The organism is Kitasatospora sp. NPDC101155 (genome assembly GCF_044768305.1).
Classification (GTDB): Bacteria; Actinomycetota; Actinomycetes; order Streptomycetales; family Streptomycetaceae; genus Kitasatospora.
This window is the reverse complement of the sequence record NZ_JBIWPN010000049.1, coordinates 1-25,424: the sequence shown is the minus strand read 5'-3', so window position 1 is coordinate 25,424 and position 25,424 is coordinate 1. Positions and strand designations below refer to the sequence as shown.

Below are 25,424 nucleotides of genomic sequence, written 5' to 3'. Positions count from 1 at the left end.
CGGGCTGACAATCGATCAACGGAGAAGCCCCATGCACCCCGCACTCGCCGCCGATCTCGACCAGTTGCCCACCCTCCTGGAGGAGGCCCGGCAGCGGGCCGTCGCCTTCCTCGCCGGCCTCGACGGCCCGGTGATCCCGCAGCAGCCGGACCGGCTGATGCCGGCGCAGCCGCTGCACGAGGACGCCGAGGGTCTGCGGGCGGCGCTGGCGGAGTTCGGCGAGCGCTGGCAGCCACGGCTGTCGGCCAGCGCCGGGCCGCGCTACTTCGGCTTCGTCACCGGCGGTGCGACCCCGGCCGCGCTGGCGGGCGACTGGCTGACCTCCACCGCCGACCAGAACTCCAACTCCTCGCTGGACCCGGCCGGTCAGCACCTGGAACGGGAGACGGTCGGCTGGCTGCGCGAACTCTTCGGCCTCTCCCCCGCGCACAGCGGCACCTTCGTCAGCGGCGCGACCATGTCCAACACCGTCGGCCTGGCGGTCGCCCGGGAGTGGCTGGGCGAGCGGCTCGGCGTGGACGTGGCCGAGGACGGGGTCGCCGCACTCGGCCGGGTGCCGGTGCTGTCGGGCAGCGCGCACTCCAGCGTGTCCAAGGCGCTGAGCGTTCTCGGCCTGGGCCGCCGGGCGCTGACCACCGTGCCCACCCTGCCCGGCCGCGAGGCCGTGGACGTGGCCGCACTGGAGGGCGCCCTCGCCGAGGCCGGCGGCCCGTGCATCGTGGTGGCCAACGCGGGCACGGTGAACACCGTCGACTTCGACGATCTGCGCGCGATCGCCGGCCTGCGCGAGCGGTACGACTTCTGGCTGCACGTGGACGCCGCCTTCGGCGCCTTCGCCGTCCTCTCCCCGGAACACGCCGAGCTGACGGCCGGGCTGGACCTGGCCGACTCGGTCTGCGTGGACCTGCACAAGTGGCTCAACGTGCCCTACGACAGTGCCGTGCAGTTCACCCGCCGCCGCGACCTGCAGGCGAAGGTCTTCCAGAACGCCGCCGCCTACCTCGGTCCGATCGGCGAGCACCCCGACCTGGTCCACCTCACCCCGGAGAACTCCCACCGACTGCGCGCCCTGGCCGCTTGGTTCACCCTGCGCGCCTACGGCCGGGCCGGCCACCGGGAGATCGTGGAGCGCTGCGTCACCGGCGCCCGCGCACTCGGCGAGGCCGTCGACGCGACCGACGGCCTGCGGCTGCTCGCCCCGGTCCGCCTCAACGTCGTCTGCTTCACCCTTGCCGCCGACCCCACCCCCGAACGCCTCGCCGCCCTCGCCGCCGAACTCTCCGACGAGGCCTTCCTGACCCCCACCCGCTACGCCGGCCGGCCTGCCCTGCGCGCGGCGTTCAGCAACTGGCGCACCACGGACCGGGACGTCCGCCGCACCGCGGCCGCGCTCGCGGACGCGGTCCGGAAGCTGGCGTCGAACCGACCTGCAACGGACTCCACGTCAGCTTCTCGGCCATGAGCGGCTGAGCTTGCGGGTAGTGTCCAATCCGGTGACGGGTGACGCGCTTCGGCACATCTACTCGCTGTCCGGCGGGTTCCCCACCCGCACCGATACGGTTCCGTGCAGGACGCGTCCCGCCCTCTGTTCCTGTTCGAACCGCCGGGTGAACACGTCCAGGCGCACCTCGGGCGCCAACTCGATCAGGCCGGGCGGCCAGGTGTCCGGCGGTACGAGGATCACCACGGCGGCACTCCTGCCCTGGGCCGCTGCCAGCCAGCCTGGCGACGTCTCGACGCGGGTGTCCGGCTCCCACATCTGGCGCCCGCCGACCAGCACCAGGCGCTTCACCCGGCCCTCGCCGACCTCGACGGCTCCGCTCGTGTCCGGAGGCGCACCCGCTGCGAGCGTGAAGCCGCTGTCGAGCGCTGCTTCCACCAGGTCCGTATAGAGGTCCGCACCAACCTCCACGATCAGTTCCGCGAACGGCGGCCCCTGCGCCGCCTCGCGCACCACCAGCGCCCACACCATCGGAGCCTGAGCCCGGCCGTTGTCCGTTTCGTCAGCCACACCCGTTCAACGAGCCACGGTCACCAACCGCTCTGATCCCGCCGGGATCGGCCGCGCCGCCCATACCCAGCCGGCGGGCCAGCGCGTCCTCACCGGCCGGGGTCAGGTGCAGCGCGCGGGTGTGGGGTGCCCGGGTGATCCATCCGGCGGTGGTGAAGGCGTTGAACAGGTCCGCGCCGAGACGCCCCGCCAGGTGGTGCCGTTGCTCGGTCCAGTCCAGGCAGAAGCGCAGCAGCGGACGCCGCTGGTCGTCCGTGAGGTGGCTCTCCGGCACTCCGAGGCCGGTCAGCACCGGTATCGCGGCCGGGCCGAGCCGGTAGGGGTGCTCCGCGTTCTCCGTCTGCAGTGTCCCGCCCGCGGGGACCAGCGCACCGCTGTTCAGCAGGGCCTCGGTGATGGCGACCCCGAGCCGTCCGGCGGCGTGGTCGTAGCAGAGGCGCGCTCGGCGCAGCGCCTCGTTGCGGTTGCTGGCGCGCAGCGTTCGCGCCACCGGCTGGGCCGGGGCGAGCGCGGCCAGGCTCTCCATCAGCTCGGCGATCCGCCGGTCGGCGAGTTCGTAGTAGCGGTTGCGTCCCGACGGCCGGACGGCGATCAGCCCGGCCCGGCTGAGCCGGCTCAGCTGGGTGCTGACGGCCTGGGGGGTGACGCCCGCATGCTCGGCCAGCGCGCTCGCCGGCAGGCTGCGACCTCCGGCGAGCGCCATCAGGATGCGGGCGCGGGTGCCGTTGGCGAACAGGCTCGCCACACGGGCGATGTCCGGTTCGCCGGTGCGCGTGGGTGAGGTCATGCGGTCATTGTCGCCCGGGTCCGCTTCCACCGGCGTGGAAGTGAATCGCTGTCATCGTCGCGGCATGAACGAGAAAGTCCTGGCCATACCATTGCCCTCGACCTCGGGTACCCGGCTGCGGCGACGCGTGCTGGCCGCGACCGGTGTCAGCTATGTCATCGTCCTGCTGGACGCGTCGATCGTGAACGTCGCGTTGAACGGCATCTCCGACAGCATCGGCATCGGCATCGACGGGCTGCAATGGGTGGTGAACTCCTACACGCTCGCGTTCGCCGGCCTGCTGTTGACCGGTGGCACCCTCGCGGACCGCTGGGGCGCCCGCCGGGCCTACCTGGCAGGTCTGTTGCTGTTCACCGCGGCGTCCACCGGCTGCGGCCTGGCGGCCGGCCTGCCGGTGCTGGCCGCCGGGCGTGCGGTGCAGGGCGTCGGCGCGGCGGTCCTCGTCCCGGCCGCCCTCAAACTGATCGACCAGGCCCATCCGGAGCCCGAGCCGCGGGCCAGAGCGATCGGGATCTGGATGTCGCTCGGCGCAGTCGCGATGGCCGCGGGACCCCTGATCGGCGGCAGCCTGATCTCCTGGCTCGGCTGGCGCAGCGTCTTCTTCGTCAACGTGCCCATCGGACTCGCCGGGGTGTGGCCGGCGCTCAGCGTCGCGGAACGGCCGGCCCGGTCGCTGCCTCAGCGTCTGGACCTTCCCGGACAGGTGAGCGCGGTCGTCGCGCTCGGTGTGCCGATCACCGTCCTCATCCAGGGCCGCTACTGGAGCGCGCCGCTGGTGTGGACAGCGCTGGCGGTGTCCGCCGCGGCCGCGGCGGCCTTCCTCGTCGCCGAGGTCCGCAGCCCGCACCCGATGCTCCCGCTGTCGCTGTTCCGTGGCCGCGTCTTCGCGGCCTCCACGGTGGTCTCCGCGACCTCGGCGCTGATCTTCTACGGCCTGCTGTTCGTCTGCGGCCTCTACTTCCAGCAGGTCCGCGGTTACTCGCCGGTCCGGGCCGGACTGGCGCTGCTGCCGCTGACCGCGACCGTCGCCGTCGGCGGCTTCGGATCCGCTCGGGTGGCGCGGCTGCTCGGTTCGCGCTGGTCGATGTGCGCGGCCTTCGGCGCCTACGCGTTCGGGGCGCTGGGGCTGCTCGGCGCCACCCGTACCTCGCCGTACTGGCTGGCGCTCGCGCCCATGGTGGTGATCGGACTGGCCGGCGGATTCATCTCCCCGGCAGCCACCGCACCGGCCCTGGGCGCCGTCGACAAGGCCCGCGTGGGCATCGCCGCGGCCGCGCTCAACACCGCCCGGCAGTCCGGATCGGCGATCGGCGTCGCCGCCTTCGGCACACTCGTCACCACCGTCCACCCCTTCTCCAGTGGACTGCACGCCGTCCTCTACGTGATCGCCCTCGCCTCCGCGGCCGCCGCGGCCGTATGGACGTACTCCTGCCGGCCAACCGCACAGGCCCCCGCCTGACGGCTAGCCGCTGACCGGGTGTGCCGGATGCTCCGGAAGGCGCTGTCCCGCCCTGTTTGCTGAGCGCCGGCGCAGCCTTCCCCAGAACGCGTCGGAGGGTCACGGTGCGGCGGCGAAACCACGGTCGAACCGGACAGCGGCCGCACCGCCGCGCCGGGCGTGCGAGAGCAGGTACCCGTGGGCGGCGTGGATCTCCACGCCGTCGAAGCCGGCCTCGGCGGCGCGGCGGGCGGTGGTGGCGAAGCGCCCGACGGTGGTGGCGATCTGGCCGGGAGTCATGGCGGTGGGGCGGCCGAAGCGTCCGCTGTGCCGGCCGAGGTCGACGCCGCGGTCGGTGGGGCCCCAGACCACGCCGGGCAGACCGGAGGGCACCTGGCGGCCCGGGTGGTTGATCTGCATCCACACCGCGGCGCCGCCGGATTTGGCCGCCCGGGCCCACGCGACGAAGGGATCCAGGAGTGCGGAGGCGTCGAGCACGACGCCGCCGGGGCCGGTGAGCGCCTCGGCGTGGACCATGACGTTGCCGGTGATCAGCAGGCCACTGCCGCCCGCGGACCAGCGGCGGTAGAGGCCGAGCAGCCGCTGGTCCGGCAGCTGGCCGCCGACGGGCCGGCGTCTCGGCGACCGCCCCCTACCGCCACTTCGCCGACCGCGACGCGCTGCTGTCCGCCGTCGCCGCGCAGGGCTACCGCGAACTCGCCGAACACCTCACCGCCGCACACCCCGCCCCGCGGACGCCCGAGGACCTGGCCGCCGTCGCCGCCGCCTACGTCCGCTTCGCGGTCGAGCGGCCCGCGCTGTTCCGCGTGATGTTCGCCGAACCCTGCGACCCCGCGGACGCCGAACGGGTCGCGGCGGCCGCCGCGATGTGGGACTACGTCGGCGCGATCGTCCGCGACACCTTCCCCGGAACCGACCGAGAGGCGATGTCCACCGCCGTGTGGGCGCTGGTCCACGGCCTCGCCTTCCTCCACCTCGACGGAAAGCTCGACCCCACCCCGCCGCGAAGCCGAACCGGTAAGCCAGTCGACCCTCGCCCGAACCCCCAACCGCACGCACGGCAGGGCGCTCCGAGGGTCTGTGGATCTCCGGACAAACCCCTGCGGGGCGGCACCCGGGTCGGCCTGTCAGCGGCGGGTGAAGCAGGTGGTGAGGGTGACGGTGGTGAGGCCCTTGATCATTCCGGCCTTGTTCCAGCCCATGCCGAAGTCGTTACGGTCGATGGCGACCTCGCCGCTGAGGGTCACGTCGTCCGGGCCGACGGCAGTGGCGCGGGCGGTGAAGGTGAGCGGGCGGGTCGTCCCGAGCACAGTGAGGCGGCCAGTGACCTTGGCGGTTCCGGCGCCGTCGGCGACGACGCCAGTGGCGGCGAAGGTGAACGTCGGATACCTCTCGACGTCGAAGAAGTCCGCGGAGCGCAGGTGGGTGTCGAGCTTGGCCTGCTTGCTGAGGATCGACGCGGCCTCGATGGTCAGCGTGCCGTGCGCGGAACCGTCGGGGCCGATCTCGCCTTCGCCGCTGAGCTTGGTGAAGGCGGCCCTGATCGTGGCCAGCCCCCACATCGACTTGTGCTTGACCTCCACTGATGACTTGGCCGCGTCCAGGACCCAGGGACCGGCGCTCAGGTCGGACAGTCTGGTGGAGGGCTGAGCGGGGTTGGTGATGTGACTCGTCACGGCAATCGCCTTACGGTGGAGCAGGGAGTGAGCTTTCGTACGTAGCTATTGATAACACAGGTACTTACTTTTTTGCAGCTGCGACAGATGGCGAAGGCGCCGACCACCACCAAGGTGGTCGGCGCCTTCTGCCTCGACGCGGTGTCCTCCGACCCAGACGTGCCCGGCGGCCCGGGCCCGCTCACCGACTGCGGGATCGACGCCACCGAGCCGGTCACCCACCCCTGGCAGCCCAGCAGGCCCGCCCAGGTCACCGGCGACAGTCCTCCCGCACATCCGGCCCGACCAGTTCCCCAGCCCCGTCCCCCATCGCCCCGAACCGAGTCTGGCCCCACCGCACTCGGTGGGGCCAGACTCCAACGTCTTCATCAGACTTCCAGCGGGCGGCGGGCGGCGGGCAGCCGTACCCTCGCGGCGGTCGCCCGCCGCCGTACCGGTCCTACGGGTGGTACACGACCTCCGGGAAGGAAGCCGGTGGGATGCTCGTTGCGGAGCTGACGGCTCAACTGCCTACGGCCGGACCAGTGTCAGACGGAACGGACCGCCGTTGGCTGCGGCGTGGGCGACGGCCTCGTTGGCGTCGGCCAGGGCGAACTCGGTGATGTCGAAGGCGTCCAGCTCCAGCAGTCCGGACCGGATCAGCTGGATCAGCCGGCCGTTCGCCTCGCGCGGGTACATGAACTGGCCGCGGACGGTGATGTTGTGGCGCATGACCCACGAGTAGTTCAGCGGCAGATCGCCGCCGACGCCGCCCATGAGGACGATGCGGCCACCGTCGCGCACGGTCATGGCCGCCGCCCGCACCGCCGCCGTCCCGGCCACCGGGGAGAGCAGGTCGAGGACACAGTCGATCGGCCCCGGCGCCGCCTGCCGCATCCGCTCGCGGTCCGTCTCCTCGTCCCCGGTCAGCTGGACCGTTCGCACCCGCGGCCCGAACCGGTTCGTCAGTTCCTTGAGCGCGGCCTCGTTGCGCCCCGGCGCGACCACGCAGGCCGCCCCCATCGCCAGCGCCACCGCAACGGCCGCGCTGCCGAAGTGCCCGGTGGCCCCGCTGACCAGAATCGTCTCGCCTGCCTGCAGGTTGGCGGCGAGCAGTCCGCCGTACGGCACCAGCAGCACTCCGAGCGAGCACCATTTCGCGGCGTCCGCCGGGTCGACCGCCCCGAGCGGGATCGCGTTCTCGGTCGGGATCATCATCTGCTCGGCGAGCGCACCGTTCCGGAAGTGTCGCTGCAACCGCAACCCGCCGTCGCTGAGCGCGGTCAGCCCCTGCAGGATGACATCGGGAGCCAGCGCGTCATCCCGCGACCGCACCGTGGGGTCGCAGAACACCCAGTCACCGACGGCAAGTTGGGTGGCATCAGGCCCAACTGCCCGCACCCGACCGATCGCCCCGCTCCCGGGCACCACCGGAAGGTCCAGCAGGTACCCCCGCTCACCGCTGAACACCTCCCCCGCATACGGCAGCATCCTCGCCGCCACCACGTCGACGACGACCTCCCCCGTGCCCAGGACGGGATCCGGCACCTCCTCGACGGCCAGCGGGGATCCGAACTCCTTTAACAGCGCAGCCTTCACCGGTTGTCTCCCTCGTTGAGTTTGCCGGCCGGCCGAGCCCGCGCCCTCGCGCCCGTCGGCAGCGGGGGCCGGCGGCGGTGTCAGTCCTGCTGTGGCGCGACGGTCAGTTGACTTGATGCGCGGGCCAGCAGGTCGATCAGCAGGGCGCGTTCCTCGGAGCTGAATCCGTCGGCGATCCGTCGTTCGATGGCGACGGCCTTGGCGTCGGCCTCCGCGAGCAGTCCGCGTCCGTCCTGGGTGAGTCGCACCTCTACCACCTTGCGGTGCCAGGGGTGCGGCTGGCGGGCGATCAGGCCCTTCGCCTCCAGGTTGGCGAGCACGGTGGCGATGGTCTGCGGGGTGACCAGGCAGGCGCGGGCGAGCGCGGCGGCGGAGAGCCCCGGCTGGTCGTCGAGCGTGTACAGCGCGACGTACTGCGGAACCGTGAGCCCGAGCGGCCGGAGCGCCGCGTGCTTGGCCGCCATCAGCTCCTGCTCAACCCGCTTGATGTGCAGCCCGAGGCGCTCCGTGACCGGCATCTCCATGAAGGTGATCGTACGCCACCAGCTCGCACTCTGGCTCATGACAGAGCCCTGATACATGACAGACCTCTGTTATCTTTGGTCGCATCACTCAGCCACTCACTCATGGAGGCACCCCTTGTCCAGCCGTGAACCGCTTGATCACGTCGTCGCCGGGTCCGGCCCGGGCCTGGTCCTGATCCACGGCACCGGCGCTGACGCGACCTCGAACTGGGGAGCCCTCATCGATGCGATGCGCGACCGGTACACCGTCGTCGCCCCGAACCTGCCCGGCGCCGGTACCACCCCCGTCGACCGCGCACCGATCGACCTGGACTCACTCGCGGACCAGGTCGTCGCCACCGCCCAGGTCGCCGGACTGGAACGGTTCCACCTGGTCGGCCACTCGGTGGGTTCCGTCGTCGCCACGGCCGTGGCCGCCCGCCACCCCGCTGCCGTGACCTCGCTCGTCCTGCACGCCGGATGGGTCAGGACGAGCCCGCGCGAGGCGTTCATGTTCGAACTGTGGGCGCGCCTGCTGCGTACCGACCCGGCCCTACTGGCCCACCAGTTGGTCCTCACCGCGATGGGGCCCGGTCTCCTCGGCGCCCTCGACGACGCGCAGTTCGCCGAAATGGCCGCGGGTTTCACGGCCATGCTCGATGACCGCATCCTCGGGCAGATAGAACTCGACACCCGAATCGACCTGCGTGACGCGGTGGGCCGGGTCACCGCGCCGACACTCGTGCTGGCGAGCGCCGACGATCAGATCATCCCGCCCCACCATCAACGCGAACTGGCCGCCGCCATCCACCAGGCCGACTACCTCCAGGTCCCCGGCGGCCACGGCCTGCCGTTCGAGGACCCGGCGCGGTTCTTCTCGATCATCACCGAGTACGTGGACAAGCGCCAGGCACAGGGCCAGGCCTGAGCCAACGCGTCGAGCTGATCCGCCAGGGAGCACATTTGGTTGTGATCAAGGAGTGGTCCTGGTGAGGTCCTTGATCCAGGAGGTCTTTGATCCAGGAGGTCTTTGATCCAGATCACGGCGCCGCGGAGCAGGAATGCCATCAGCAACAGCCCTCAGGCTCATCTGACGCAGACAAGTTCCGCACAGGAAGCGAAGCCTGATGGTTGCTCAGAACATTGACGAACGCGTCAGCCAGGATGCACTGTTGTTGTGCGAGTATCCACATCAGCTCATGCTCAGGGGAGTGGCAGATGGCTATACGGAGGAGTCTCGTCGGCCTGGCGGCGGCCGGGATGGTGCTTGCCGGGGGTGGGGCGGCCCAGTTGGCGCTGGCCGGGCCGGCGGCGGCGCAGGCGCCGTGCTACCGGTCGGTGATGGGGCCGAACACCGGGGGGCAGGTGATGTGTCCGAACTTCGAGGTGTTCCGGGCGGCCGTGTACTGCTCCCACGCAGGAACCGCATACACCAACTACGGCAGCTGGGTCACCGCGGGGAACATCTCGGACGCCTGGTGCAACAGCGGCGACAAGCTCCAGAACTCCGCCTACCCGCTCTACAGCGTCTCGTGGGAAGAGGGCTGACCGAGCCCTGAGGGGGGCACCGACCGGCCCCGGACCCCGTACTCGGGGCGTCTGGGGCCGGTCGGCAGGTGCCATCGGTCCCAGCCGGTAGCGAAATCAGTGACATCGACTCAGCCAGCCAGGCTCGAATCAGCTGGGCAGTACGGCCCACGACTGAACACCTGGCCCGTCTGCTGAAGCATCGGGACCATCGACGTGTTTCGACAAAGGCCTTGAGAAGTCTGTGCCCAGTGACCGAGATGCGGACGAGTTGCCGACGGCCCACGCTTGAAGTATGGAGGCCGCGCAACCTCGTCACGTTCTGTCACCGCGACATAGGGAGACCTCATGGTTGCCTCAGACATCGCTGACGCGCCGCTGGACCGGCTGATCGCGCTAGCACAGGAGAAAGGGCTGCGGGTGTCCGCCGTCGGCGCCAAACGGATCCCGACCGGCAAGAGCCCACACAGCGTAGCGGTGAGCCCCGACGGGACCCGCGTCTACACGACCGACTTCAAGTCCGGCACCGTTTCGGTGATCGACATAGCGCGCGCAGCCGTGGTCAAAACGATCCAGGCGGTCGAGGGGCCGTACGGCCTGGCTGCCAACCCGGACGGGCGTGCCCTGCACGTGGCTGCCCCCGACTCCGAGATGCTGGTGCGGATCGACCTCGTCAGCGGCATCCCGACGCACAGCGGCTTCGGCCACGCACCCTACGGGGTGGCGGTGAGTCCCGACGGAGCCCGCGTCTACCTGACCCTGGCGCTGGAGGACTCCGTGCTGATCACCGACCAGTTCGCCAAGCCGAAGTTCGCCGAGATCCACGGCATCGCCTTCCCCACCGGTGTGGCGGTGGCCCCGGACGAGAACCTCCTCTACTCGGCCAACTACTTCGCGGACACGGTGTCGATCGTCGACATCGCCGGGGAGAAGGTGATCGCCACGGTCCCCGTCAGCCAGGGGCCCTACGGCGTGGCCCTGAGCCCCGCAGGGGACCGGCTCTACGTGGCGCACTTCCCCTTCGACTCGGTCTCGGTGATCGACACCACCGACCGCACGGTGACCAGAACGATCCCGGTCGCCGACGGCCCTCGTGGGGTGGCGGTGAGTCCCGACGGCACGCGCCTCTACGTCACCAACTTCTTCGCGGACACCGTGACCGTGATCGAGCTGTAGCGCCGGCTCACGGCCGACGCCGAACGGATGCGGGTGCACCGGATGCGAGTGCACCGGTCTCGCCCCTCGGGAAGCATGAGCCGGAGCCAGGCAATGTCACCGAACCGACCTGCGACAAACCGGGTGCTTGAGATGTACGCCGGGCCAGGACGTGTCTGACGAATAATCACCCGGCCGGTTCGCGGAGTTCGGAAAACCGGAGCACCTCGCCGCGCGGCCGCCGACCGTACGGATCGCCGCCTTCGTTCCCGAGGGCCCGCGCCGCCCCGAGCCGTCGACCAGCGGTGGGGGGGGGCCCCCGCCCCCGGGCCCCCCCCCACCACAGATGGCATGGTCGCGTCCGAAAGATTGCAGGCCAAAGCCCTGGTCACCGTCGACGCGCGGGTCTAGCATTCCCGGCACGGCGGCCCGCCACAGCACCACCGGGCCGCCGGCCAGCGCAGCCACGTCGCGCCCCGGCGCGGCCGGCCTCCCAGCGGCCCGGCTCCCGGGGCTGCGACAGCCCAGAGACACCCACGTCCCAACACCGCCCCATCGCACGCGCAATGTCCGTTTTGCCGGGGCGGTCATGCTTGCCGAAGCGATCGACCGCCGTTCAGCGAGACCCTCCGATGCCGTGCGCCTGGGTGCCTACTTGGCTTCGACTCGTCCGACCGGATCGGGGTCGGTTGCCAGCGCCTCACATGCGGTCTGCCAGGCCGTGTCGCCGGGGTGGAGCCGGCTGCGGAGGTACGCGGCGGTGAGTCGCCCGACGGCGGCGACCCGTTCGGGGTTCTCGTCCGTGGTCTCGGCGGCGTCGTATCCGGCGATCCCGCCGAGTCCGTGCTCCGCCTCGAACAGGGTGAGCAGGGACTTGGGGCCGGGGGAAAGGGTGTAGGGGTCGGCGTGCCAGTCCGGCCCCATGTCGGTGAAGTGCCGGGAGTCGTCCTTGTCACCTGCGACGACCAGAGCAGGAGCGGTCATGGTGGAGAAGTCGACGGCTCCGATGATCGGCCACTGCTCGGCCATGGGCCCGTTGAGGGCGTCGCCACCCCTGCCGGGCGCGGCGAGCAGTACGCCCGCCTTGATCCGCGGCTCGACCAGGTGCACCACGCTTCCGGTGTCGGGGTCGTTGAGTCCGGCGCCCAGCAGGAGGGCAGCCGTGAAGCCGCCGAGCGAGTGCCCGGCGAGGGCGATCTTGGTGCGGTCGATCCGTCCCGCGAGCTGCGGCACGGTGCGTTCGATCACGTCGAGCCGGTCGAGGATGTGGGACATGTCCTCGGCGCGGGAGCGCCAGAAGTCCGGTGCGCCGGGGGCGTCGGCGACCAGGTGGCTCAGTGTTCGGGACGTGAGGTGGGTGGGCTGGAGGACGACGAATCCTTGTGCCGCCCAGGAGTTGGCGAGCGGCGCGTAGCCGTTCAGCGAGGAGAGGTTGCTCGAGGGGCCGTGACCGTGGGAGAGCAGGATGACGGGAAGGCCGGTTCCGTACTCGGGCGCGGAGACGCGTATCTGGAGCTCCACAGGACGTCCGGGCACGGGCAGGACCACCGGGCTGTACGACAGGACGGGGACAGGCGCGGTGTGGGTGGATGCGCTCATGATGAGCGGTTCTCCTTCTGCGGTGAGTGCCGTCATCCGGCCCGGGCCGAGTGACGGCAGGCAATGGTCAGCCGCGTCCCGCTTCGGCTAACCTGAAGCGGAACGCTGTCCCACTTACTATCCGGAACATCGTTCCGCTTTGTCAATGAGTATTCGGAGGGAGAGCCGTGTCCAGCGAGAGCCCCACGGGGAAGCCGTCGACCCGGAGCAAGCGGGCCGACGCGCTGCGCAATCAGCAGGCGCTGCTCGCGGCCGCCGCCGAGGTGTTCGTGGCTTCCGGCGTCGACGCGCCGATCCGCCAGATCGCGGCCAAGGCGGGTGTCGGCACGGGAACGATCTACCGGCACTTCCCGACCCGGGCCGATCTCATCACGGCCGTCTACCGCCAGCAGATCGAGGAGTGCGCGCAGGCGGGCCCGAAGCTGCTGGCCGGCGCCGACTCCCCGTTCACCGCACTGCGCCAGTGGATCGACCTTTTCGTCGACTTCCTGGTCACCAAGCACGGACTGGCCGACGCGATGCAGTCGGACAGCAGCGGCTTCGCCGCGCTGCACGGCTACTTCCTCGACCGCCTGCTGCCGGTCTGCGCGCGGTTGCTCGACGCCGCGGTCGAGGCAGGCGAGATCAGGGCGGGCACCCAGGCCTACGAACTGATGCGCGGCATCGGCAACCTGTGCATCGGAGGCGGTGACCCGCAGTACGATCCCCGGCGCCTGATCGAACTACTTCTGTACGGACTGCAGCGTCCGCGGTCGGCGTGACCTCGGCGGCAACCGTTCGCCAGGCGCGGTCAGGTGTTCGCGGGGTGCGGGGTGGACAGGTCCCCGCCACCGCAATCGTCCGACACGAGCGCGCAGCGCTCTACCGGCGGACCGCCGAGACCAGTGCGCCGGGCCGCTCCTCGCGCTGCGGCGGGGTGCTGATCGGGCGGCCGTAGGCGGCAGCGCACTCGCGCAGGGTGTGGCTGTCGGCCTCCCAGCCGTGCCCGGCCAGCCAGCCCACCGGATCGTAGGGCATCTCCGAGACCCACATGGACGCCGCCGATCCCGGCGCGGCGTCCGCGCCGAAGCGCTCGATCACGCCGCGCGAGCCCAATGTCAGCCCCATCCGACTGCCTGCCGCCGACTGCGCGCTGATCCGGGCCATCAGCAGTTCCACCGCGTCCTCGGGCAGATAGATCAGTAGTCCTTCGGCGATCCACACGGTCGGCACGGCCGGGTCGTGCCCTGCGGCGGCCAGCGCGGCCGGCCAGTCCTCCCGCAGATCCACCGCGACGGTGATCCGCTCGCAGCGCGCGACGGCCCGCTCCTGGCGCAGCACCGAAGCCTTGAAGTCCAGTGGCGCGGCGGTGTCGACCTCGAACAGCCGGGTGCCCTCGGGCCAGTCCATCCGGAAGGCCCGGCTGTCCATGCCGGCGCCGAGCAGCACGACCTGCCGGACCCCGGACGCGGAGGCCTGCTGCAACAGGTCGTCGAGGAACTTCGTCCTGATGACGATGGAGAACGACACGGCCAGCCGGCGGCGTCGCGCGGCCTCGTCATCGGGCGGCGGTGAGGAGGGCCACAGGCCGCCGGCGGTGGCGAAGGCCTGTGCCAGTGGGTCGCGGAACAGCGCGTTCTCCCGCTCGGTCTCCAGCGCCCGCACCCTGGCCACCCCCACCGCCGTGGCCCACACTCCCGACGGCTGCGCCCGCTCCTGATCATCAGTCACCACGCCAGCCTAGATGATCGATCCCACGGAGCCCGATGAGGGGAGCCAGGTTCATACTCGGCCAGCCAGTCATGCGCACACTGACCGCCTACGACCACCACACGAAGGATGCCATTGGCAATCTTCACCGGCGCGAGTGAGGTTGCTGCCGATCTGAATTCGCCAGCCTTGGTTGCTTGCTGCCCCGGCTTGGAGGTTCGGGCTGGGCAGAGGGGTGCACCGCGGTGGCGATGGGTTCCTGGTCCGGGCGGGATATCCCGGCGCTGACGGCGGCCGGCGGCCAACACATCCTGGTACGGCTCGTCACCCCGCTGTCCGCGGCTGTCCGCGCCGACTTCCGCAGCCCGGCGACCTGGTGACCGTCATCGCCAAGAAGGCTCCGACCGCCGGCACCGTCGGCCGGACCTGGCAGGCCCTGGATCCGGGGGAGGCCGGCACGGTGGAGGTTGCCCGGATCACCCGCCTCGACGAAGTCGTTTCGTTCTGACCAGTGCAAGCGCAACTGCGGTATTGGTGAGGCCAGTTCGGTGAACGACCCCACCGGACGTCGTCCTTGTAGTGTCAGCCGCCGAGGCTCTCGGCGACGTGGATGAGTTCCGCGTCCGAGAGCCGTGGTGGGGCGCCGGTGGCGACGATAAAGGTATAGGTCCCGTCCGACCACGTCAGCGAACGGGGACCGCCGTTGGGGTCCGGTTGCGTGATGGTCGCGGGGTGACCCTTGACTGTGGCGACCCGGCCGTCCGGTGGCGTGCTGCTCCCGAGGGTCTGACTGATGATCAGGTACCCGTGTACGTCGGGCTCCGTGCCCAGCGTATACCCGATGGCCCAGGCGGGGGTGTCGGTCGACAGTGGGGCCACACCGGACAGGTAGACCATCTTGCCTGCTGGGGCGGGGTAGTAGTTCTCCGGCAGGAACGCGGGCCGGAGGAGGTTGCGCTCGTCGAAGTGGATGACGGGCTTGCCTGCGGCGTCGTTCAGCGCCCTGGTCCCGAGCGGCTTGTTCAGGTGGGTGGTGATCTGTCCGATGCCGCCCGGGTCGCAGAACCCCGGGGGGACTGTGTGCCGCAGGGAGACCTTCACCGCGTTGGCGGACTCGCGTACCACGAGCTCGGGTTGCTTCTCGCAGCCCCAGCCGATGCTGAGTATCAGGGCCCGGCCGTCGGAGCTGACCAGCAGTGGGTAGCCGGCCACGGGGCCTTCGTAGACCTTGGTTTCCGGGCCCCGGTTGATCCATGTGTTGATGGCGAACCCGCCACCGAGAACGGTTATGGCAGCTATGGCCGTCAAGCGATTCCGTCGTCCGCGCTTCGACGTCTGGCGGACGGTACTTTGCGTCACGGGCCCTCCCCGGCGGTCACGGCCATGCTTGCGGCACGCCGTGTGCGAAGTCAAGCGGACCGGGAAACGGTACTTGTTAGGCCGGCCATCGCCATATCGGGGGGTAACGCACCCACTACGGCTCCGGTGCAGCCCAGCCAAGCACCCAAGAAGAAGCCGTCGGCCGGTGGCACCAGCGCGGCCACAATGCGAGGAGCCGCCAAGCCGGAGGTCGTCGACCGCATCACCGCAGGACAGGATGAACAGAACTGGGATGCCTGGTACAGCGATAATTACATGGCCCGGGCGCACTGCGGCCTGCGCGGCCTTCAGGTCGACCGGCAGATTCAAGGCCCTAATGGCGTCTGGCGCAAGTTCACTGACCAGGTCGTTCACACGGACCCGAACGATATCGCTTCTATCAACGGGGAAAGTGGTGGACCTGTCGTCGCGGTAGACGGAAGTAAGGTCCGGGCCCGCGGAACCATTACGTCGCTTGACAAGCAGACCAACTGCAACGGTCGAATTTCTGCTGACGCCGGACGTCGGACGCCGGCATGCTTCAACGGGATGTGGCACATCCCGATTTCCCAGACGCTCGCCGACGGGTGAACCTGGCCGGTGCCATCGCCCACGAGGCCGGCAAGCCGGTCGGCCAGGGTGCAGCGTGAACACGTGCGGATGTGCCAGCGTTCGTACTCCTCCGGCGTCACAGTTCAGTCCTCCGTCAGCCTGACCCGCTTGGGGCAGTGGGCAGCCAGGTCGATCGGCGCGTTCCCTCCAACGGCCTGTCGGACGCGGTCTCCATCTTGAAGGCTGTTCGAGTGACTGGATCGTCACCTTCTGTGCGCAGGCACGCAACGTGTGGTGCGATGCCCACGTGAAATCCGGAGGTCGAGCTCGGAAAGCGACGCCCGCCCTGGATCCGTGAACGATTGAAGGGAAGCCCATGGTGCTCCGCATGCTGGCCGCGGCTGGTGTCGCCACATCATTGCTCGGCCCGTCCGCCTTCGGCGGCAACCCGACCCCGCCGCCGGAACGGATCGTCATCGACAGCGTGACGGCCAATGGTTCCGGCTGCCCGACGGGGACGGCCTCCGTGGCCGTGTCCCCTGACAACACCGCCTTCACCGTCACCTACAGTAACTACCTAGCCCAGGTGGGGCCCGGCTCGGCGCCGACCGATAACCGGAAGGACTGTCAGCTCAAACTGCTGGTGCACGTCCCCGGTGGCTACACCTACGCGATCGTGTCCGCCAGCTACAGCGGCTTCGCGTCTCTGGCGCCGGGTGCGTCCGGGACCGAGCGGGCCAGCTACCACTTCCTGGGCAACGCCCGCCCCACCAGATCGACCCATCACTTCAAGGGCGGGTTCACCGGCAACTGGCAGACGACCGACACCGTGGACGTCGCCGCCCGGGTCTTCGCCCCCTGCGGGGAGGAACGCACCCTCAACATCAACACCGAACTGCGGGTCGATCCCGGCACCTCAAGCCCGAGCTCCACCAGCTTCCTGGAGATGGATTCGACCGACGGCAGTATCAAAACCGTGTACAACCTGGCCTGGAAGAAGTGTCGGCGGTGATCTCCTTCCGTGATCTCCTGACGCTGCGATCGGCGGGGGCGTCCAGGTCAACGGGTCTCGCAATCGGTGGCAACACTGTGCGGTGATCACTGGAGGAGAGTGCGCCGGCGGATTCTCCGAACTGGCGGTCCTGGTCTCTTGAGGGGTTCGCTGGGATGGGACTCCGAGGTCAACAGCGCGGCGTGACCGACGGTCGATCTGGGCGGGCTTGTCATTGACGCCGGCGAGGCCGATCCGGAGTCCTTCGACCTCGCCGAGCCAACCCTCGCTTCGGCGGCGAGGTGGATGAGCTCCGGCCCCTCCACCTCACCCACCCCGTCCTTCCGCATGTGCGACGCCGACATGACGGATCGTCAAACTCCTTGCATCCAACGACTCACGGGCGCACGCAGCGGCTTACGGGTGCGCACCGTCCCCGTAAACGCCCCCGCACTCGGTGACGAATCATCACTCCTTGTCGCCTCCCGACCCCAACCCGCTGCGCCCGCCGCCATCGGCGGATCGCACAGATCCCCGCCGTTTCGCTCCGATCGTCCCCGCCGCGCAACACGCCTGTCGCGCCTTGACCTTCACACCGTGTGAAGCCCGATGATGCCCTCATGACCACCACTGCTTACGACCCGTACGCGCTCCTCGCGCAGAGCCGGCTCGGCATCCTCGCCACCATCAAGGCGGACGGCCGCCCCCAGCTCTCCCCCGTCATGCCCTACTACGACCGCGAGGCGAACGTCATCCTGATCTCCACCCGGGAGGGGCTGGCCAAGACGGCGAACCTGCGCCGGGACGCACGGGTCAGCCTGGAGGCGACCGGACCGGACGGGCGGTCCTGGGTCACCGCCGAGGGCGTCGCCACCCTCACCGGGCCGGGCACCGACCCGCACGGGCCCGAAGTCGAGGCGCTGGTCGACTACTACCGCCGGGCCGCCGGGGAGCACCCCGACTGGGCGGAGTACCGCGAGGCGATGGTCTCCGACCGCCGGGTGCTGCTCACCATCCCGGTCGACCACGTGTACGGGACCAGGATCTGAGAACACATGGCCTGAGAGGGCAGGGCCTGAGCACGCGGGCTCTGCGACCGCAGTGTCCGCGGAGCGAGGCATGCCGGCCCGTCCCGGCCACCGGCACGGGGGTGCGGTGGCCGGGACGTTCGTCGTTCACGGTCGGGTCGCGGTGACCACCGTCGCGTCCAGTTCCTCGTCCCGGCTCACCACCGCCGTCAGGCCCGCCGCCAGCGCCACCGCCAGTGCGCCCGCCGCCTGCCGCTCGCTGGTCTCGAACAGCAGCGAGCCGCCCGCCGCCAGCCACCCCGGTGCCTCGGCGGCCACCCGGCGCAGCACGTCCAGTCCGTCGGCCCCGCCGTCCAGCGCGGGCCGGGCCTCGTGCAACCGGGCCTCGGGCGGCAGCAGTTCGAGGTCGCCGGTCGGTACGTACGGGACGTTGGCGATCAGTACCCCCACCCGCCCGCGCACCGCGTCGGGCAGGGCGGCGAACAGGTCGCCCTCGAAGATTCGGGCGCCCGTTCCGGCCAGGTTGCGCCGGGCGCACCGGACGGCGGCCGGGTCCAGGTCGGCGGCGTACAGCTCGACGGGGTGTCCGGCGGTGGCCGTGACGGCGGCGCCGAGTGCGCCGCTGCCGCAGCACAGGTCGACCACCAGCGCGCCGGGGCCGGTGAGTCGGGCGGCAGCGGCGGCCAGGAACTCGCTGCGTCGACGCGGGACGAAGACGCCGGGGTCGACGGCGATCCGCAGACCGGCGAACTCGGCCCAGCCGACGACGTGTTCGAGCGGCCGCCCCTCCGCGCGGGCGCGGACCATGGCGGCCAGATCGGCGGGTGTGGCGGCGGCGGTGAGCAGGATCCGCGCCTCGTCCTCGGCGAACACGCAACCGGCGGCGCGCAGCCGGGAGACGACCGAGGAACGGAGAGCGGCGGAGGAGAAGACCGGCAAAGGGAACCCCTTGGGCAGGACAGGAGGAGAACGGAGGACTCCGTCAGGGCTCCCGCCAGGGCCGACGCCGCGTCGGCGCACCCGCGCTACGCGCGTGGGCCGCCCGCACGGCCGCGCTCCGGGAGCACCCGCTCGGACATACCGGTAATGGGTCTCACCTCCCTGCGTCGCGGTCGTATTCTGCGTCCGCCACCCTACCGCACCGACGCCGTCGGCGATCAAGCCTTTCCCACCGCCCTGGACCAACTCAGCCGAGGAAGTCGGCCACCAGGGCCACGAATTCCTCCCTCGTGGTGATCAGCGCACCGAGCTCCTCCGCCTTGACCCGCTCGGAGCCTCCCGGCTGCCCGTACGCCACCCCCTGGTCTGCGTCGCCGTGGGCGCCGCCGTCTTCGCGCTCCCGCTGACGGCGTTCGCCCTTCTCCTACCGATCCCGATCGTCACGACTGCCTATTTCGCGGGGATACTTCCGTCGGGCCGCAGACCCCTCGGACCGAACCGGTCAGCCCACCCCGACTCCGTTCGCGACCGCCTCGGCGGCCCCGGCCTGGCGCTCCGCCGGCTCCTCGCCGCCCTCCTCCGCCGCCGCGCGGACCGCGGCGACCTCGGCGACCACCTGGGCGCCACGGTCCGGGCTCATTCGCAGCGAGCCGAGCACTCCGGGCACCGCGACGCTCGGCATCAGGTGCTGGAACAGCCCGGACATCCGCTGCTCCAGGTCGGCGCGACCGGAGAGCTTCTGCGACTGGATCTGCACGCCCGTCCAGGCGGCGGTGATCAGCCACGCGGTGTCGGCCGGCACGACGTGCGGGAGCAGCTCGCCGCGCTCACTGGCAGCGACCAACAGCCTCTCCATCTGGCTGATCCAGCCGGGGATCGCGCCGCCGCCGATGTCGTCGAACACGTCCTGGCCGAGCGAGAGCCGGGCGCCCGCGCTGAGCAGCGGGTCACGCGGCATCAGGTGCGCGACCACCATCCCGGTGTCGACGAACTCCTGGAGCTTGCAGCTCCGTTCGGGCACACCGTCCTGGGCGAACTGCTCCGCCACGACGCCTTGCGCGAGATCCCGCTTCGAGGCGAAATGGAAGTACACCGCGCCCCGCGTCACGCCCGCCCGGGAGACCACCTCCCCGATGGTGGCACCCTCGTAGCCGAACTCGTCGAAGACCGACGCCGCGGCCTCCAGGATCAGCCGACGCGTCCGAAGCGCACGCTCCTGCCGCACCACCGCAACCACCCCGCCCTGAGCTCCCGCAAAACAAAACCAAACACCCCGTATCTTAGCTGCGGGCGACCCACGGGCGACAAGACGACGACGGCGAATCGACTCAACCTCCCCTCTTCCCCCACCCACCTGTCCATTTCTCCCCACGACCTGTCAGATCCCGGCAGCACGGGCCGATGCGGAGCCTGCCACTGATCCGACGGCGGGCCCTCCCTCCACCCTCCATCTCCACCTTGAAACCGGACGATCGGTTTCTTTCAGTCGACTCCCCCTCCAAGAGTGGGTGTTCCGCGTCTGGATCGAGCCTCAGCTGGTCGCCCTGCTCGCACGCTCCTGAACCCGGGCGCCCCGGGGCACGTCACGGCAGCACGGCCACCGCCTCCACCTCGACCAGCTGGTCGGTGTAGCCGAGCACCGCGACGCCGAGCAGCGTGCTGGGGGCGTCGTGCTCCCCCATGTACTCCCGGTACACGTTCCACACCTTCACCAGGTCCGCCCGGTCACTGGAGGCCACGTACACGGTGGTCCGCGCGATGTCGGAGAGCCCCGCACCCGTGTCCTCCAGCACGGTTATCAGATTGCGCATCACCTGGTGGGCCTGCCCCTCGTAGTCGCCGACGGCGACCGTACGCCCCTCCTCGTCCAGCGGGCAGGCCCCGGCCAGCCACAGCGAGCGGGCCGGGGCGTCGACCGCCGCCGCGTAGGCGTAGTCGACGGCCGGGGTCAGGCGCGTGTTACGGACCAGCTTGACGGCGCTGTTCACGGGTTCCTCCGATGGTTGTGGCCGAACGTTCGCGCTCATCGTTGGCCCCTCACAAACGGTGGTCAAACGCATTTACGGCGAACTCCCAGCGGCGCCAGGGCCCCTGTGCTCACGATTCACCGTTGCGGGTGATGGCGCCCGGGCCCGCCGGACCGCGATCCTGGTGCCCGTCCGACGTGCGCCCCGCCGCACCCGCCCACACGGACGACCACACCAAACCAACACCGCAGCAGCACCGGGGAGTCGACCGATGGAGTCCCAACCGCCCAACCGCGACCAGGCCTCCGGAGTCGGACGGCGCCGGATGCTCGGCCTCGCCCTCGGAGCGGGTCTCGTCCCGGCCCTCACCCCGACGGCCGAAGCAGCGGCCCATGCCGCCCAGGCCGCACCGCCGTCCGAGCCCGTCGCCGCCCTCGGCCAACGGGTCGCCGCCGTGGCCGAGGCCCAGATCGGCGTCCCGTACGCCTGGGGCGGCGGCGACCGGCTGGGCCCGAGCCTCGGCTTCTGCGACGACGCGAACGGCTACCTCAACGGCAAGTGTCTGGGCGAGACCACGATCGGCTTCGACTGCAGCGGACTGTCCCTCTACTGCTGGTACCGGGCCAGCCACGGCACCGTCGAGCTCGGGCACTACACCGTCGCCCAGTTCCACCTCGGCGCACCCGTCGAGCGCGACGACCTGGCCCCCGGCGACCTGCTGTTCTTCTCCCGCCCCGACGCGCCCCTGCACCACGTCGGCATCTACGCGGGCGACGGCGCGATGATCCACGCCGAGCGCACCGGCACGCTGATCGCCCGGGTCGAGCACGTCCTCGACGTCCCGCGCTGGGCGGGCGAGTTCGCCGGCGCCCGCCGTCCGGGGCCACCGAGCGCCTGAGGTCAGAGGACGCCGCGCCGCTCCTCCAGCCCGTGGTGCACCCGCAGCAGTAGCTCCCGCAGTGTCCGCCGCTCCCCCGCGCCCAACGGCGCCAGCAGTTCGTCCTGCACCGCCCGTGCCTGCCCCGCCAGCTCGGCCAGCAGCGCCCGCCCGGCCGGGGTGACCGACACCGAGACCCGTCGCCGGTCCCGCTGGTCCCGGGTGCGCTCGACGTGCCCGGCCGCACCGAGCTGGTCGACGACCTTCGCCAGGTCGCTCGGGTCGATGCCCAGCCGCTGCACCAGGTCCCGCTGCGCCTGCGGCCCGAAGTCGGCCAGCGCGGCGAGCACCGCCAAGTCCCAGAGCCGCAGATCGCGTTCGGCCAGCTGCTCGGCGAGCCGACCGCGCGCGGTCCGGCCGATCCGGGCGAGCAGGAAGGTACTGAGGTCCAGCAGGGTCGGTGGCAGCCCGCCGGACGGGGTGGGGTCATCGGAGGCCATGGCGGCATTCTAGGGTCCGTACCTATAGTGGGTCTCGACCCACTAATTTGCCCCGCCACTTGAACCACCTCATCGCCCCGCACATTCCGACCCCAGGAGTTCCTGCCGTGGACGCCCTGTACCCCCGCCTGCTCGTCACCCGCTTCGCCGAGTGCTTCGACTTCTACCGCGCGGTCCTGCCCGAGCTCGCCGGCGCCACCCTCATCAAGGGCACGCCCGAGGGCCCGTACGCCAACTGGGACGTCGAGGACCAGGCCGTCCTGGTGCTCTTCGACCGCTCCGCGATGGCCGCCACCCTCGGCACCACCGACCTGCCCGCCCGCCCCGCCGCACCCGCCCAGGATTCCGCGATGCTGGTCTTCCGGGTCGACGACGTGGACAAGGCCCTCGCCCACTGCCTCGACCACGGCGGAACCCTCGCCGCCCCGGCCACCGACCGCCCGGAGTGGGGCCCGAACCTGCGCAGCGCCCATCTGCGCGACCCGGAGGGTCACCTGATCGAGCTGCAGTCCTACTGACGGCCGGGGGCCGGGCAGCCCCTGAACCTCCGCCCTCGAATCGCTCAGCCGCGAGAGGCCGGCGGCGGCCGCGGACCTCGGCCGCCGCACCCATTCGACGGACGGCCGCCGCCCACGGTGCCGCCGACACCCCGCGCACCGCACTACTCGTACGCATGCCGCCGGTTCACCCGGCGGACTCCTTCTCCCACAGCTCGGCACTGCACCCGGCGACCAGCGCGCCGATCCGCGCCCAGGCCTCCTCGGCCGCCATCGGCTCCAGTCGGCGACCGTCCCGCAGCCGCAGCGCGACCCGGTCGTCCACCGCCTCCTTGGCCCCGATCACCGCCTGGTACGGCACCAGCCGGGCCTCGCGGATCCGGGCGCCGAGGCTGCCGTGCTCCGGTCCGGCGATCTCGGCGCGCAGTCCGAGGTCCAGGCAGCGCTGCCGCAGCCGCTCGGCCTGCGGGACTTCGGCGTCGGAGATCGGCAGCAGTACGACCTGGGCCGGCGCGAGCCAGGCCGGGAACGCCCCGCCGTAGAGCTCGATCAAGTGGGCGACCACCCGCTCGACGCTGCCGATCACGCTGCGGTGCACCATCACCGGGCGGTGCTTGGCGCCGTCCGGGCCGATGTAGTGCAGGTTGAAGCGCTCGGGCTGGTGGAAGTCGATCTGGACGGTGGAGAGGGTGAACTCGCGCCCGGCGCCGTCGGCGATCTGCACGTCGATCTTGGGACCGTAGAACGCGGCCTCGCCCTCCGCCGCCTCGAACGGCACCCCGGAGCGCTCCAGCACATCGGTCAGCAGCGCGGTGGCACGCTTCCAGAGGGCCGGGTCGGCAACGTACTTGCCGCCCTCGCCGGGCAGCGAGAGCCGGTAGCGGACCGGCACGATGCCGAGCGCGCGGTGCGCCTCGCGGATCAACTCCAGTGCGGCGACGGCCTCGTCGGCGGCCTGCTCGGGGGTGCAGAAGACGTGCGCGTCGTTCAGCTGGATCGCCCGGACCCTGGTCAGCCCGCCGAGCACACCGGACAGCTCGGAGCGGTACATGCCGCCCAACTCGGCCATCCGCAGCGGGAGTTCCCGGTAGCTGTGGGGACGGGAGCGGAAGATCAGCGCGTGGTGCGGGCAGAGGCTCGGGCGCAGCACCATCTCCTCCGAGCCGAGTTCCATGGGTGGGAACATGTCCTCGCGGTAGTGGTCCCAGTGTCCGGAGATCTCGTACAGCTCCCGCTTGCCGAGCACCGGGGAGTACACGTGGCGGTAGCCGGCCCGGCGCTCGCGGCCGCGGATGAACTCCTCCAGGGTGTGCCGGATCGCGGCGCCGTCGGGCAGCCAGTACGGCAGGCCGGAGCCCATCAGCGGGTCGGTGTCGAACAGGTCGAGTTCGCGACCGAGCTTGCGGTGGTCGTGCTTCGGCTGGTCGTGCTTCGGCTGGTCGTGCAGGGGCTGGCTGTTCGGGGACTGGTTGTTCATGGGGGTCGTCTCCACTCTGGTTCCGCGGGCGAGTGGATCCGGAGACGACGAAGCCCCGGGGCACTCGCCCCGGGGCTTCGGACTAGGTCAGCAGTCAGCGCGCCGGGACTCTCTCCGGCGTCGTCGTGGCGAGTGCAGCGCGCTTCATGTCGTCCACGGTAGCAGGCCTGCGGCGGTCTTGTTGATCTTTTCCCCGCCGCACTTCTCCGCCGGTTCCCCGTCGGCTCCCCGCCCGTACCCCTCCGCACCGGAACCGGCCTCAGAGCAGCACCACGCACCCGCGCGCGGCGAGCGCGTCCAGCAGTCGGGCCGGCGGCCGTACCTCGTTCCACCGCAGGTCGAGCTTCTCCAGCGCGGGCAGCGCGGTCGGATCGGCCAGCCAGTCCGGCAGTTCGGCGATCCGGTTGCCGCGCAGGTCCAGCCGGCGCAGCCGCGGCAGCCCGGCCAGCGCGGCCGGAAGCTCGGCGAAGGCGTTCTCCCGCAGTTCCAGCTCCCGCAGTTCGGCGAGCCGGGCGACGGAGTCCGGCAGCGCGGTCAACTCGTTTCCACGCAGCCAGAGTTCACGCAACACGCCGAGACCGCCGATCGACTCCGGCAGGGCGGTGAGCCGGTTCCGCTGGGCGCGCAGTTCGACCAGGGCCGCCATCTCGCCGATGGTGGAGGGCAGTTCGGTGAGCCGGTTCTCGCCGACGTTGAGGTAGCGCAGCGCGGTGAGCTGCCCGAGCGCCTCCGGCAGGGCGGTCAGCGCGTTGTCGTGCAGGTAGAGGAAGTCCCCGAGCGCGGCGAGTCCGCCCAGTTCGGCGGGCACCTCGGCCAGTCGGTTGTGCCCGAGGTCGAGGGTGCGCAGCCGGGCCAACCGGCCGATGCCGGGCGGTAGTTCGGCGATCCCGGTCTCGGCGAGGATGAGCACGGTCAGCTCGGTGCGGTCCCACAGCTCCGGCGGCACTTCGCCGAGCGGCTGCTTCCAGAGGTTGAGCGTCACGTCCGTCATTCCTGCGCCCCTCGGGTCGATGCGGGGTGGAACAGCCCGTCCACAAAGCGGTGGAGGAGGTCCTCCGGGAACTCGGCGAGCGTACCGCGGGCCTCCTCGGTGGCGCCGGGCAGCCCCGGCCCAGTCCGAGCTGCCGGCCGAGGATGCCGCCGGCACCGTCGGACAGCTCGCCGACGGATCGAGGAGCGGATGCGCGCCACTCAGTAGTGCAGCCGACGACCGGAGGGCGTCCGCAGGTCCAGCGGAGGGGGTTCGTCGGGGC

General features: G+C 71.0%; 28 protein-coding genes and 1 pseudogene. 14 read left to right on the top strand and 15 right to left on the bottom strand.

Going from position 1 to position 25,424, the window contains the following annotated elements; all coding sequences use genetic code 11:
• Positions 1–31 precede the first annotated feature (31 nt).
• On the top strand, positions 32–1,462 hold the full coding sequence (locus ACIRYZ_RS38645) for a pyridoxal phosphate-dependent decarboxylase family protein (protein WP_402953258.1): 1,431 nt from the start codon (positions 32–34) through the stop codon (positions 1,460–1,462).
• Between the two features lie 57 nt (positions 1,463–1,519).
• On the opposite strand, the gene ACIRYZ_RS38640 is transcribed toward ACIRYZ_RS38645, so the two are convergent.
• Positions 1,520–1,972, bottom strand: a complete 453-nt coding sequence (locus tag ACIRYZ_RS38640) for a hypothetical protein (protein WP_402953256.1) — start codon at positions 1,970–1,972, stop codon at positions 1,520–1,522.
• A gap of 31 nt (positions 1,973–2,003) precedes the next feature.
• Positions 2,004–2,798: an ArsR/SmtB family transcription factor gene (locus tag ACIRYZ_RS38635; protein ID WP_402953254.1), complete on the bottom strand. Its 795-nt coding sequence runs from the start codon at positions 2,796–2,798 to the stop codon at positions 2,004–2,006.
• Positions 2,799–2,862: 64 nt separating this feature from the next.
• Between ACIRYZ_RS38635 and ACIRYZ_RS38630 the strand changes: the two genes are divergently transcribed.
• Positions 2,863–4,257, top strand: coding sequence for an MFS transporter (locus tag ACIRYZ_RS38630; RefSeq protein ID WP_402953253.1), 1,395 nt, complete (start codon positions 2,863–2,865; stop codon positions 4,255–4,257).
• Positions 4,258–4,356: 99 nt separating this feature from the next.
• On the opposite strand, the gene ACIRYZ_RS38625 is transcribed toward ACIRYZ_RS38630, so the two are convergent.
• On the bottom strand, positions 4,357–4,773 hold the full coding sequence (locus ACIRYZ_RS38625) for a hypothetical protein (RefSeq protein ID WP_402953251.1): 417 nt from the start codon (positions 4,771–4,773) through the stop codon (positions 4,357–4,359).
• Positions 4,774–4,850: 77 nt separating this feature from the next.
• Here ACIRYZ_RS38625 and ACIRYZ_RS38620 point away from each other — a divergent pair.
• Positions 4,851–5,279: pseudogene (locus ACIRYZ_RS38620) on the top strand (TetR/AcrR family transcriptional regulator); the annotation flags it as partial.
• A gap of 105 nt (positions 5,280–5,384) precedes the next feature.
• On the opposite strand, the gene ACIRYZ_RS38615 reads toward ACIRYZ_RS38620, so the two are convergent.
• From ACIRYZ_RS38615 to ACIRYZ_RS38605, 3 genes are all read right to left on the bottom strand, one after another.
• Complete coding sequence (locus tag ACIRYZ_RS38615; protein ID WP_402953249.1) at positions 5,385–5,933, bottom strand: YceI family protein; 549 nt, start codon at positions 5,931–5,933, stop codon at positions 5,385–5,387.
• A gap of 510 nt (positions 5,934–6,443) precedes the next feature.
• Complete coding sequence (locus ACIRYZ_RS38610; protein WP_402953247.1) at positions 6,444–7,511, bottom strand: zinc-binding dehydrogenase; 1,068 nt, start codon at positions 7,509–7,511, stop codon at positions 6,444–6,446.
• An 80-nt stretch (positions 7,512–7,591) separates the two neighbouring features.
• A complete protein-coding gene (locus ACIRYZ_RS38605; protein ID WP_402953245.1) occupies positions 7,592–8,035 on the bottom strand; it encodes a MarR family winged helix-turn-helix transcriptional regulator in 444 nt (147 codons plus the stop codon).
• Between the two features lie 115 nt (positions 8,036–8,150).
• Here ACIRYZ_RS38605 and ACIRYZ_RS38600 point away from each other — a divergent pair, with 115 nt between their 5' ends.
• The 3 genes from ACIRYZ_RS38600 to ACIRYZ_RS38590 all read left to right on the top strand — a co-directional run bounded on the left by ACIRYZ_RS38600 (position 8,151) and on the right by ACIRYZ_RS38590 (position 10,717).
• A complete protein-coding gene (locus tag ACIRYZ_RS38600) occupies positions 8,151–8,942 on the top strand; it encodes an alpha/beta fold hydrolase (RefSeq protein ID WP_402953244.1) in 792 nt (263 codons plus the stop codon).
• Between the two features lie 290 nt (positions 8,943–9,232).
• A complete protein-coding gene (locus tag ACIRYZ_RS38595; protein ID WP_402953242.1) occupies positions 9,233–9,562 on the top strand; it encodes a hypothetical protein in 330 nt (109 codons plus the stop codon).
• Positions 9,563–9,889: 327 nt separating this feature from the next.
• Complete coding sequence (locus ACIRYZ_RS38590) at positions 9,890–10,717, top strand: beta-propeller fold lactonase family protein (RefSeq protein WP_402953240.1); 828 nt, start codon at positions 9,890–9,892, stop codon at positions 10,715–10,717.
• A 630-nt stretch (positions 10,718–11,347) separates the two neighbouring features.
• On the opposite strand, the gene ACIRYZ_RS38585 is transcribed toward ACIRYZ_RS38590, so the two are convergent.
• Positions 11,348–12,295 (bottom strand): alpha/beta hydrolase family protein, encoded by a 948-nt coding sequence (locus ACIRYZ_RS38585; protein ID WP_402953239.1) that lies wholly within the window; start codon positions 12,293–12,295, stop codon positions 11,348–11,350.
• Between the two features lie 167 nt (positions 12,296–12,462).
• Between ACIRYZ_RS38585 and ACIRYZ_RS38580 the strand changes: the two genes are divergently transcribed.
• Complete coding sequence (locus ACIRYZ_RS38580) at positions 12,463–13,056, top strand: TetR/AcrR family transcriptional regulator (protein WP_402953237.1); 594 nt, start codon at positions 12,463–12,465, stop codon at positions 13,054–13,056.
• Between the two features lie 100 nt (positions 13,057–13,156).
• On the opposite strand, the gene ACIRYZ_RS38575 is transcribed toward ACIRYZ_RS38580, so the two are convergent.
• Positions 13,157–13,969 (bottom strand): class I SAM-dependent methyltransferase, encoded by an 813-nt coding sequence (locus ACIRYZ_RS38575; protein WP_402953289.1) that lies wholly within the window; start codon positions 13,967–13,969, stop codon positions 13,157–13,159.
• A gap of 266 nt (positions 13,970–14,235) precedes the next feature.
• On the opposite strand from ACIRYZ_RS38575, the gene ACIRYZ_RS38570 reads away from it, so the two are divergent.
• Positions 14,236–14,364: a hypothetical protein gene (locus tag ACIRYZ_RS38570; RefSeq protein ID WP_402953235.1), complete on the top strand. Its 129-nt coding sequence runs from the start codon at positions 14,236–14,238 to the stop codon at positions 14,362–14,364.
• Positions 14,361–14,492 (top strand): hypothetical protein, encoded by a 132-nt coding sequence (locus tag ACIRYZ_RS38565; protein WP_402953234.1) that lies wholly within the window; start codon positions 14,361–14,363, stop codon positions 14,490–14,492. Before ACIRYZ_RS38570 ends, ACIRYZ_RS38565 begins: the two co-directional genes overlap by 4 nt.
• A gap of 74 nt (positions 14,493–14,566) precedes the next feature.
• On the opposite strand, the gene ACIRYZ_RS38560 is transcribed toward ACIRYZ_RS38565, so the two are convergent.
• Positions 14,567–15,343, bottom strand: coding sequence for a hypothetical protein (locus ACIRYZ_RS38560; protein ID WP_402953233.1), 777 nt, complete (start codon positions 15,341–15,343; stop codon positions 14,567–14,569).
• Positions 15,344–15,469: 126 nt separating this feature from the next.
• On the opposite strand from ACIRYZ_RS38560, the gene ACIRYZ_RS38555 reads away from it, so the two are divergent.
• The 3 genes from ACIRYZ_RS38555 to ACIRYZ_RS38545 all read left to right on the top strand — a co-directional run bounded on the left by ACIRYZ_RS38555 (position 15,470) and on the right by ACIRYZ_RS38545 (position 17,935).
• Positions 15,470–15,934 carry a hypothetical protein gene (locus ACIRYZ_RS38555; RefSeq protein ID WP_402953231.1) on the top strand — a complete coding sequence of 155 codons (465 nt, stop codon included), beginning with the start codon at positions 15,470–15,472 and terminating at the stop codon, positions 15,932–15,934.
• Between the two features lie 349 nt (positions 15,935–16,283).
• Positions 16,284–16,907, top strand: coding sequence for a DUF4360 domain-containing protein (locus ACIRYZ_RS38550; RefSeq protein WP_402953230.1), 624 nt, complete (start codon positions 16,284–16,286; stop codon positions 16,905–16,907).
• 599 nt (positions 16,908–17,506) lie between these two features.
• Complete coding sequence (locus ACIRYZ_RS38545; protein WP_402953228.1) at positions 17,507–17,935, top strand: PPOX class F420-dependent oxidoreductase; 429 nt, start codon at positions 17,507–17,509, stop codon at positions 17,933–17,935.
• Between the two features lie 126 nt (positions 17,936–18,061).
• Here the strand turns inward: ACIRYZ_RS38545 and ACIRYZ_RS38540 are convergent, their stop codons facing one another.
• The 3 genes from ACIRYZ_RS38540 to ACIRYZ_RS38530 all read right to left on the bottom strand — a co-directional run bounded on the left by ACIRYZ_RS38540 (position 18,062) and on the right by ACIRYZ_RS38530 (position 20,841).
• Entirely contained in the window at positions 18,062–18,853 is a 792-nt protein-coding gene (locus tag ACIRYZ_RS38540) for a putative protein N(5)-glutamine methyltransferase (RefSeq protein ID WP_402953226.1), read from the bottom strand.
• A gap of 502 nt (positions 18,854–19,355) precedes the next feature.
• Positions 19,356–20,081 carry a ScbR family autoregulator-binding transcription factor gene (locus tag ACIRYZ_RS38535; protein ID WP_402953224.1) on the bottom strand — a complete coding sequence of 242 codons (726 nt, stop codon included), beginning with the start codon at positions 20,079–20,081 and terminating at the stop codon, positions 19,356–19,358.
• Between the two features lie 355 nt (positions 20,082–20,436).
• Positions 20,437–20,841 carry a RidA family protein gene (locus ACIRYZ_RS38530; RefSeq protein WP_393038921.1) on the bottom strand — a complete coding sequence of 135 codons (405 nt, stop codon included), beginning with the start codon at positions 20,839–20,841 and terminating at the stop codon, positions 20,437–20,439.
• A gap of 250 nt (positions 20,842–21,091) precedes the next feature.
• Here ACIRYZ_RS38530 and ACIRYZ_RS38525 point away from each other — a divergent pair, with 250 nt between their 5' ends.
• A complete protein-coding gene (locus ACIRYZ_RS38525; RefSeq protein ID WP_402953222.1) occupies positions 21,092–21,718 on the top strand; it encodes a C40 family peptidase in 627 nt (208 codons plus the stop codon).
• A gap of 2 nt (positions 21,719–21,720) precedes the next feature.
• Here the strand turns inward: ACIRYZ_RS38525 and ACIRYZ_RS38520 are convergent, their stop codons facing one another.
• Complete coding sequence (locus ACIRYZ_RS38520; RefSeq protein WP_402953220.1) at positions 21,721–22,197, bottom strand: MarR family winged helix-turn-helix transcriptional regulator; 477 nt, start codon at positions 22,195–22,197, stop codon at positions 21,721–21,723.
• Positions 22,198–22,304: 107 nt separating this feature from the next.
• Here ACIRYZ_RS38520 and ACIRYZ_RS38515 point away from each other — a divergent pair, with 107 nt between their 5' ends.
• Positions 22,305–22,715 carry a VOC family protein gene (locus ACIRYZ_RS38515; RefSeq protein ID WP_402953218.1) on the top strand — a complete coding sequence of 137 codons (411 nt, stop codon included), beginning with the start codon at positions 22,305–22,307 and terminating at the stop codon, positions 22,713–22,715.
• 166 nt (positions 22,716–22,881) lie between these two features.
• Here ACIRYZ_RS38515 and thrS read toward each other — a convergent pair whose 3' ends face one another.
• Entirely contained in the window at positions 22,882–24,171 is a 1,290-nt protein-coding gene (gene thrS / locus ACIRYZ_RS38510; RefSeq protein ID WP_402953216.1) for a threonine--tRNA ligase, read from the bottom strand.
• A 259-nt stretch (positions 24,172–24,430) separates the two neighbouring features.
• Positions 24,431–25,162: a leucine-rich repeat domain-containing protein gene (locus tag ACIRYZ_RS38505; RefSeq protein ID WP_402953215.1), complete on the bottom strand. Its 732-nt coding sequence runs from the start codon at positions 25,160–25,162 to the stop codon at positions 24,431–24,433.
• Positions 25,163–25,424 lie beyond the last annotated feature (262 nt).

What these genes read in the sequence shown, in the direction of transcription:
- ACIRYZ_RS38595 (WP_402953242.1), top strand. Translation starts at nt 9,233, where the DNA reads ATGGCTATACGGAGGAGTCTCGTCGGCCTGGCGGCGGCCGGGATGGTG.
- ACIRYZ_RS38550 (WP_402953230.1), top strand. Translation starts at nt 16,284, where the DNA reads ATGCTGGCCGCGGCTGGTGTCGCCACATCATTGCTCGGCCCGTCCGCC.
- ACIRYZ_RS38505 (WP_402953215.1), bottom strand. Translation starts at nt 25,162, where the DNA reads ATGACGGACGTGACGCTCAACCTCTGGAAGCAGCCGCTCGGCGAAGTG.
- ACIRYZ_RS38570 (WP_402953235.1), top strand. Translation starts at nt 14,236, where the DNA reads ATGGGTTCCTGGTCCGGGCGGGATATCCCGGCGCTGACGGCGGCCGGC.
- ACIRYZ_RS38635 (WP_402953254.1), bottom strand. Translation starts at nt 2,798, where the DNA reads ATGACCTCACCCACGCGCACCGGCGAACCGGACATCGCCCGTGTGGCG.
- ACIRYZ_RS38625 (WP_402953251.1), bottom strand. Translation starts at nt 4,773, where the DNA reads ATGGTCCACGCCGAGGCGCTCACCGGCCCCGGCGGCGTCGTGCTCGAC.
- ACIRYZ_RS38525 (WP_402953222.1), top strand. Translation starts at nt 21,092, where the DNA reads ATGGAGTCCCAACCGCCCAACCGCGACCAGGCCTCCGGAGTCGGACGG.
- ACIRYZ_RS38630 (WP_402953253.1), top strand. Translation starts at nt 2,863, where the DNA reads ATGAACGAGAAAGTCCTGGCCATACCATTGCCCTCGACCTCGGGTACC.
- ACIRYZ_RS38605 (WP_402953245.1), bottom strand. Translation starts at nt 8,035, where the DNA reads ATGGAGATGCCGGTCACGGAGCGCCTCGGGCTGCACATCAAGCGGGTT.
- ACIRYZ_RS38545 (WP_402953228.1), top strand. Translation starts at nt 17,507, where the DNA reads ATGACCACCACTGCTTACGACCCGTACGCGCTCCTCGCGCAGAGCCGG.
- ACIRYZ_RS38645 (WP_402953258.1), top strand. Translation starts at nt 32, where the DNA reads ATGCACCCCGCACTCGCCGCCGATCTCGACCAGTTGCCCACCCTCCTG.
- ACIRYZ_RS38640 (WP_402953256.1), bottom strand. Translation starts at nt 1,972, where the DNA reads ATGGTGTGGGCGCTGGTGGTGCGCGAGGCGGCGCAGGGGCCGCCGTTC.
- ACIRYZ_RS38585 (WP_402953239.1), bottom strand. Translation starts at nt 12,295, where the DNA reads ATGAGCGCATCCACCCACACCGCGCCTGTCCCCGTCCTGTCGTACAGC.
- ACIRYZ_RS38520 (WP_402953220.1), bottom strand. Translation starts at nt 22,197, where the DNA reads ATGGCCTCCGATGACCCCACCCCGTCCGGCGGGCTGCCACCGACCCTG.
- ACIRYZ_RS38590 (WP_402953240.1), top strand. Translation starts at nt 9,890, where the DNA reads ATGGTTGCCTCAGACATCGCTGACGCGCCGCTGGACCGGCTGATCGCG.
- thrS (WP_402953216.1), bottom strand. Translation starts at nt 24,171, where the DNA reads ATGAACAACCAGTCCCCGAACAGCCAGCCCCTGCACGACCAGCCGAAG.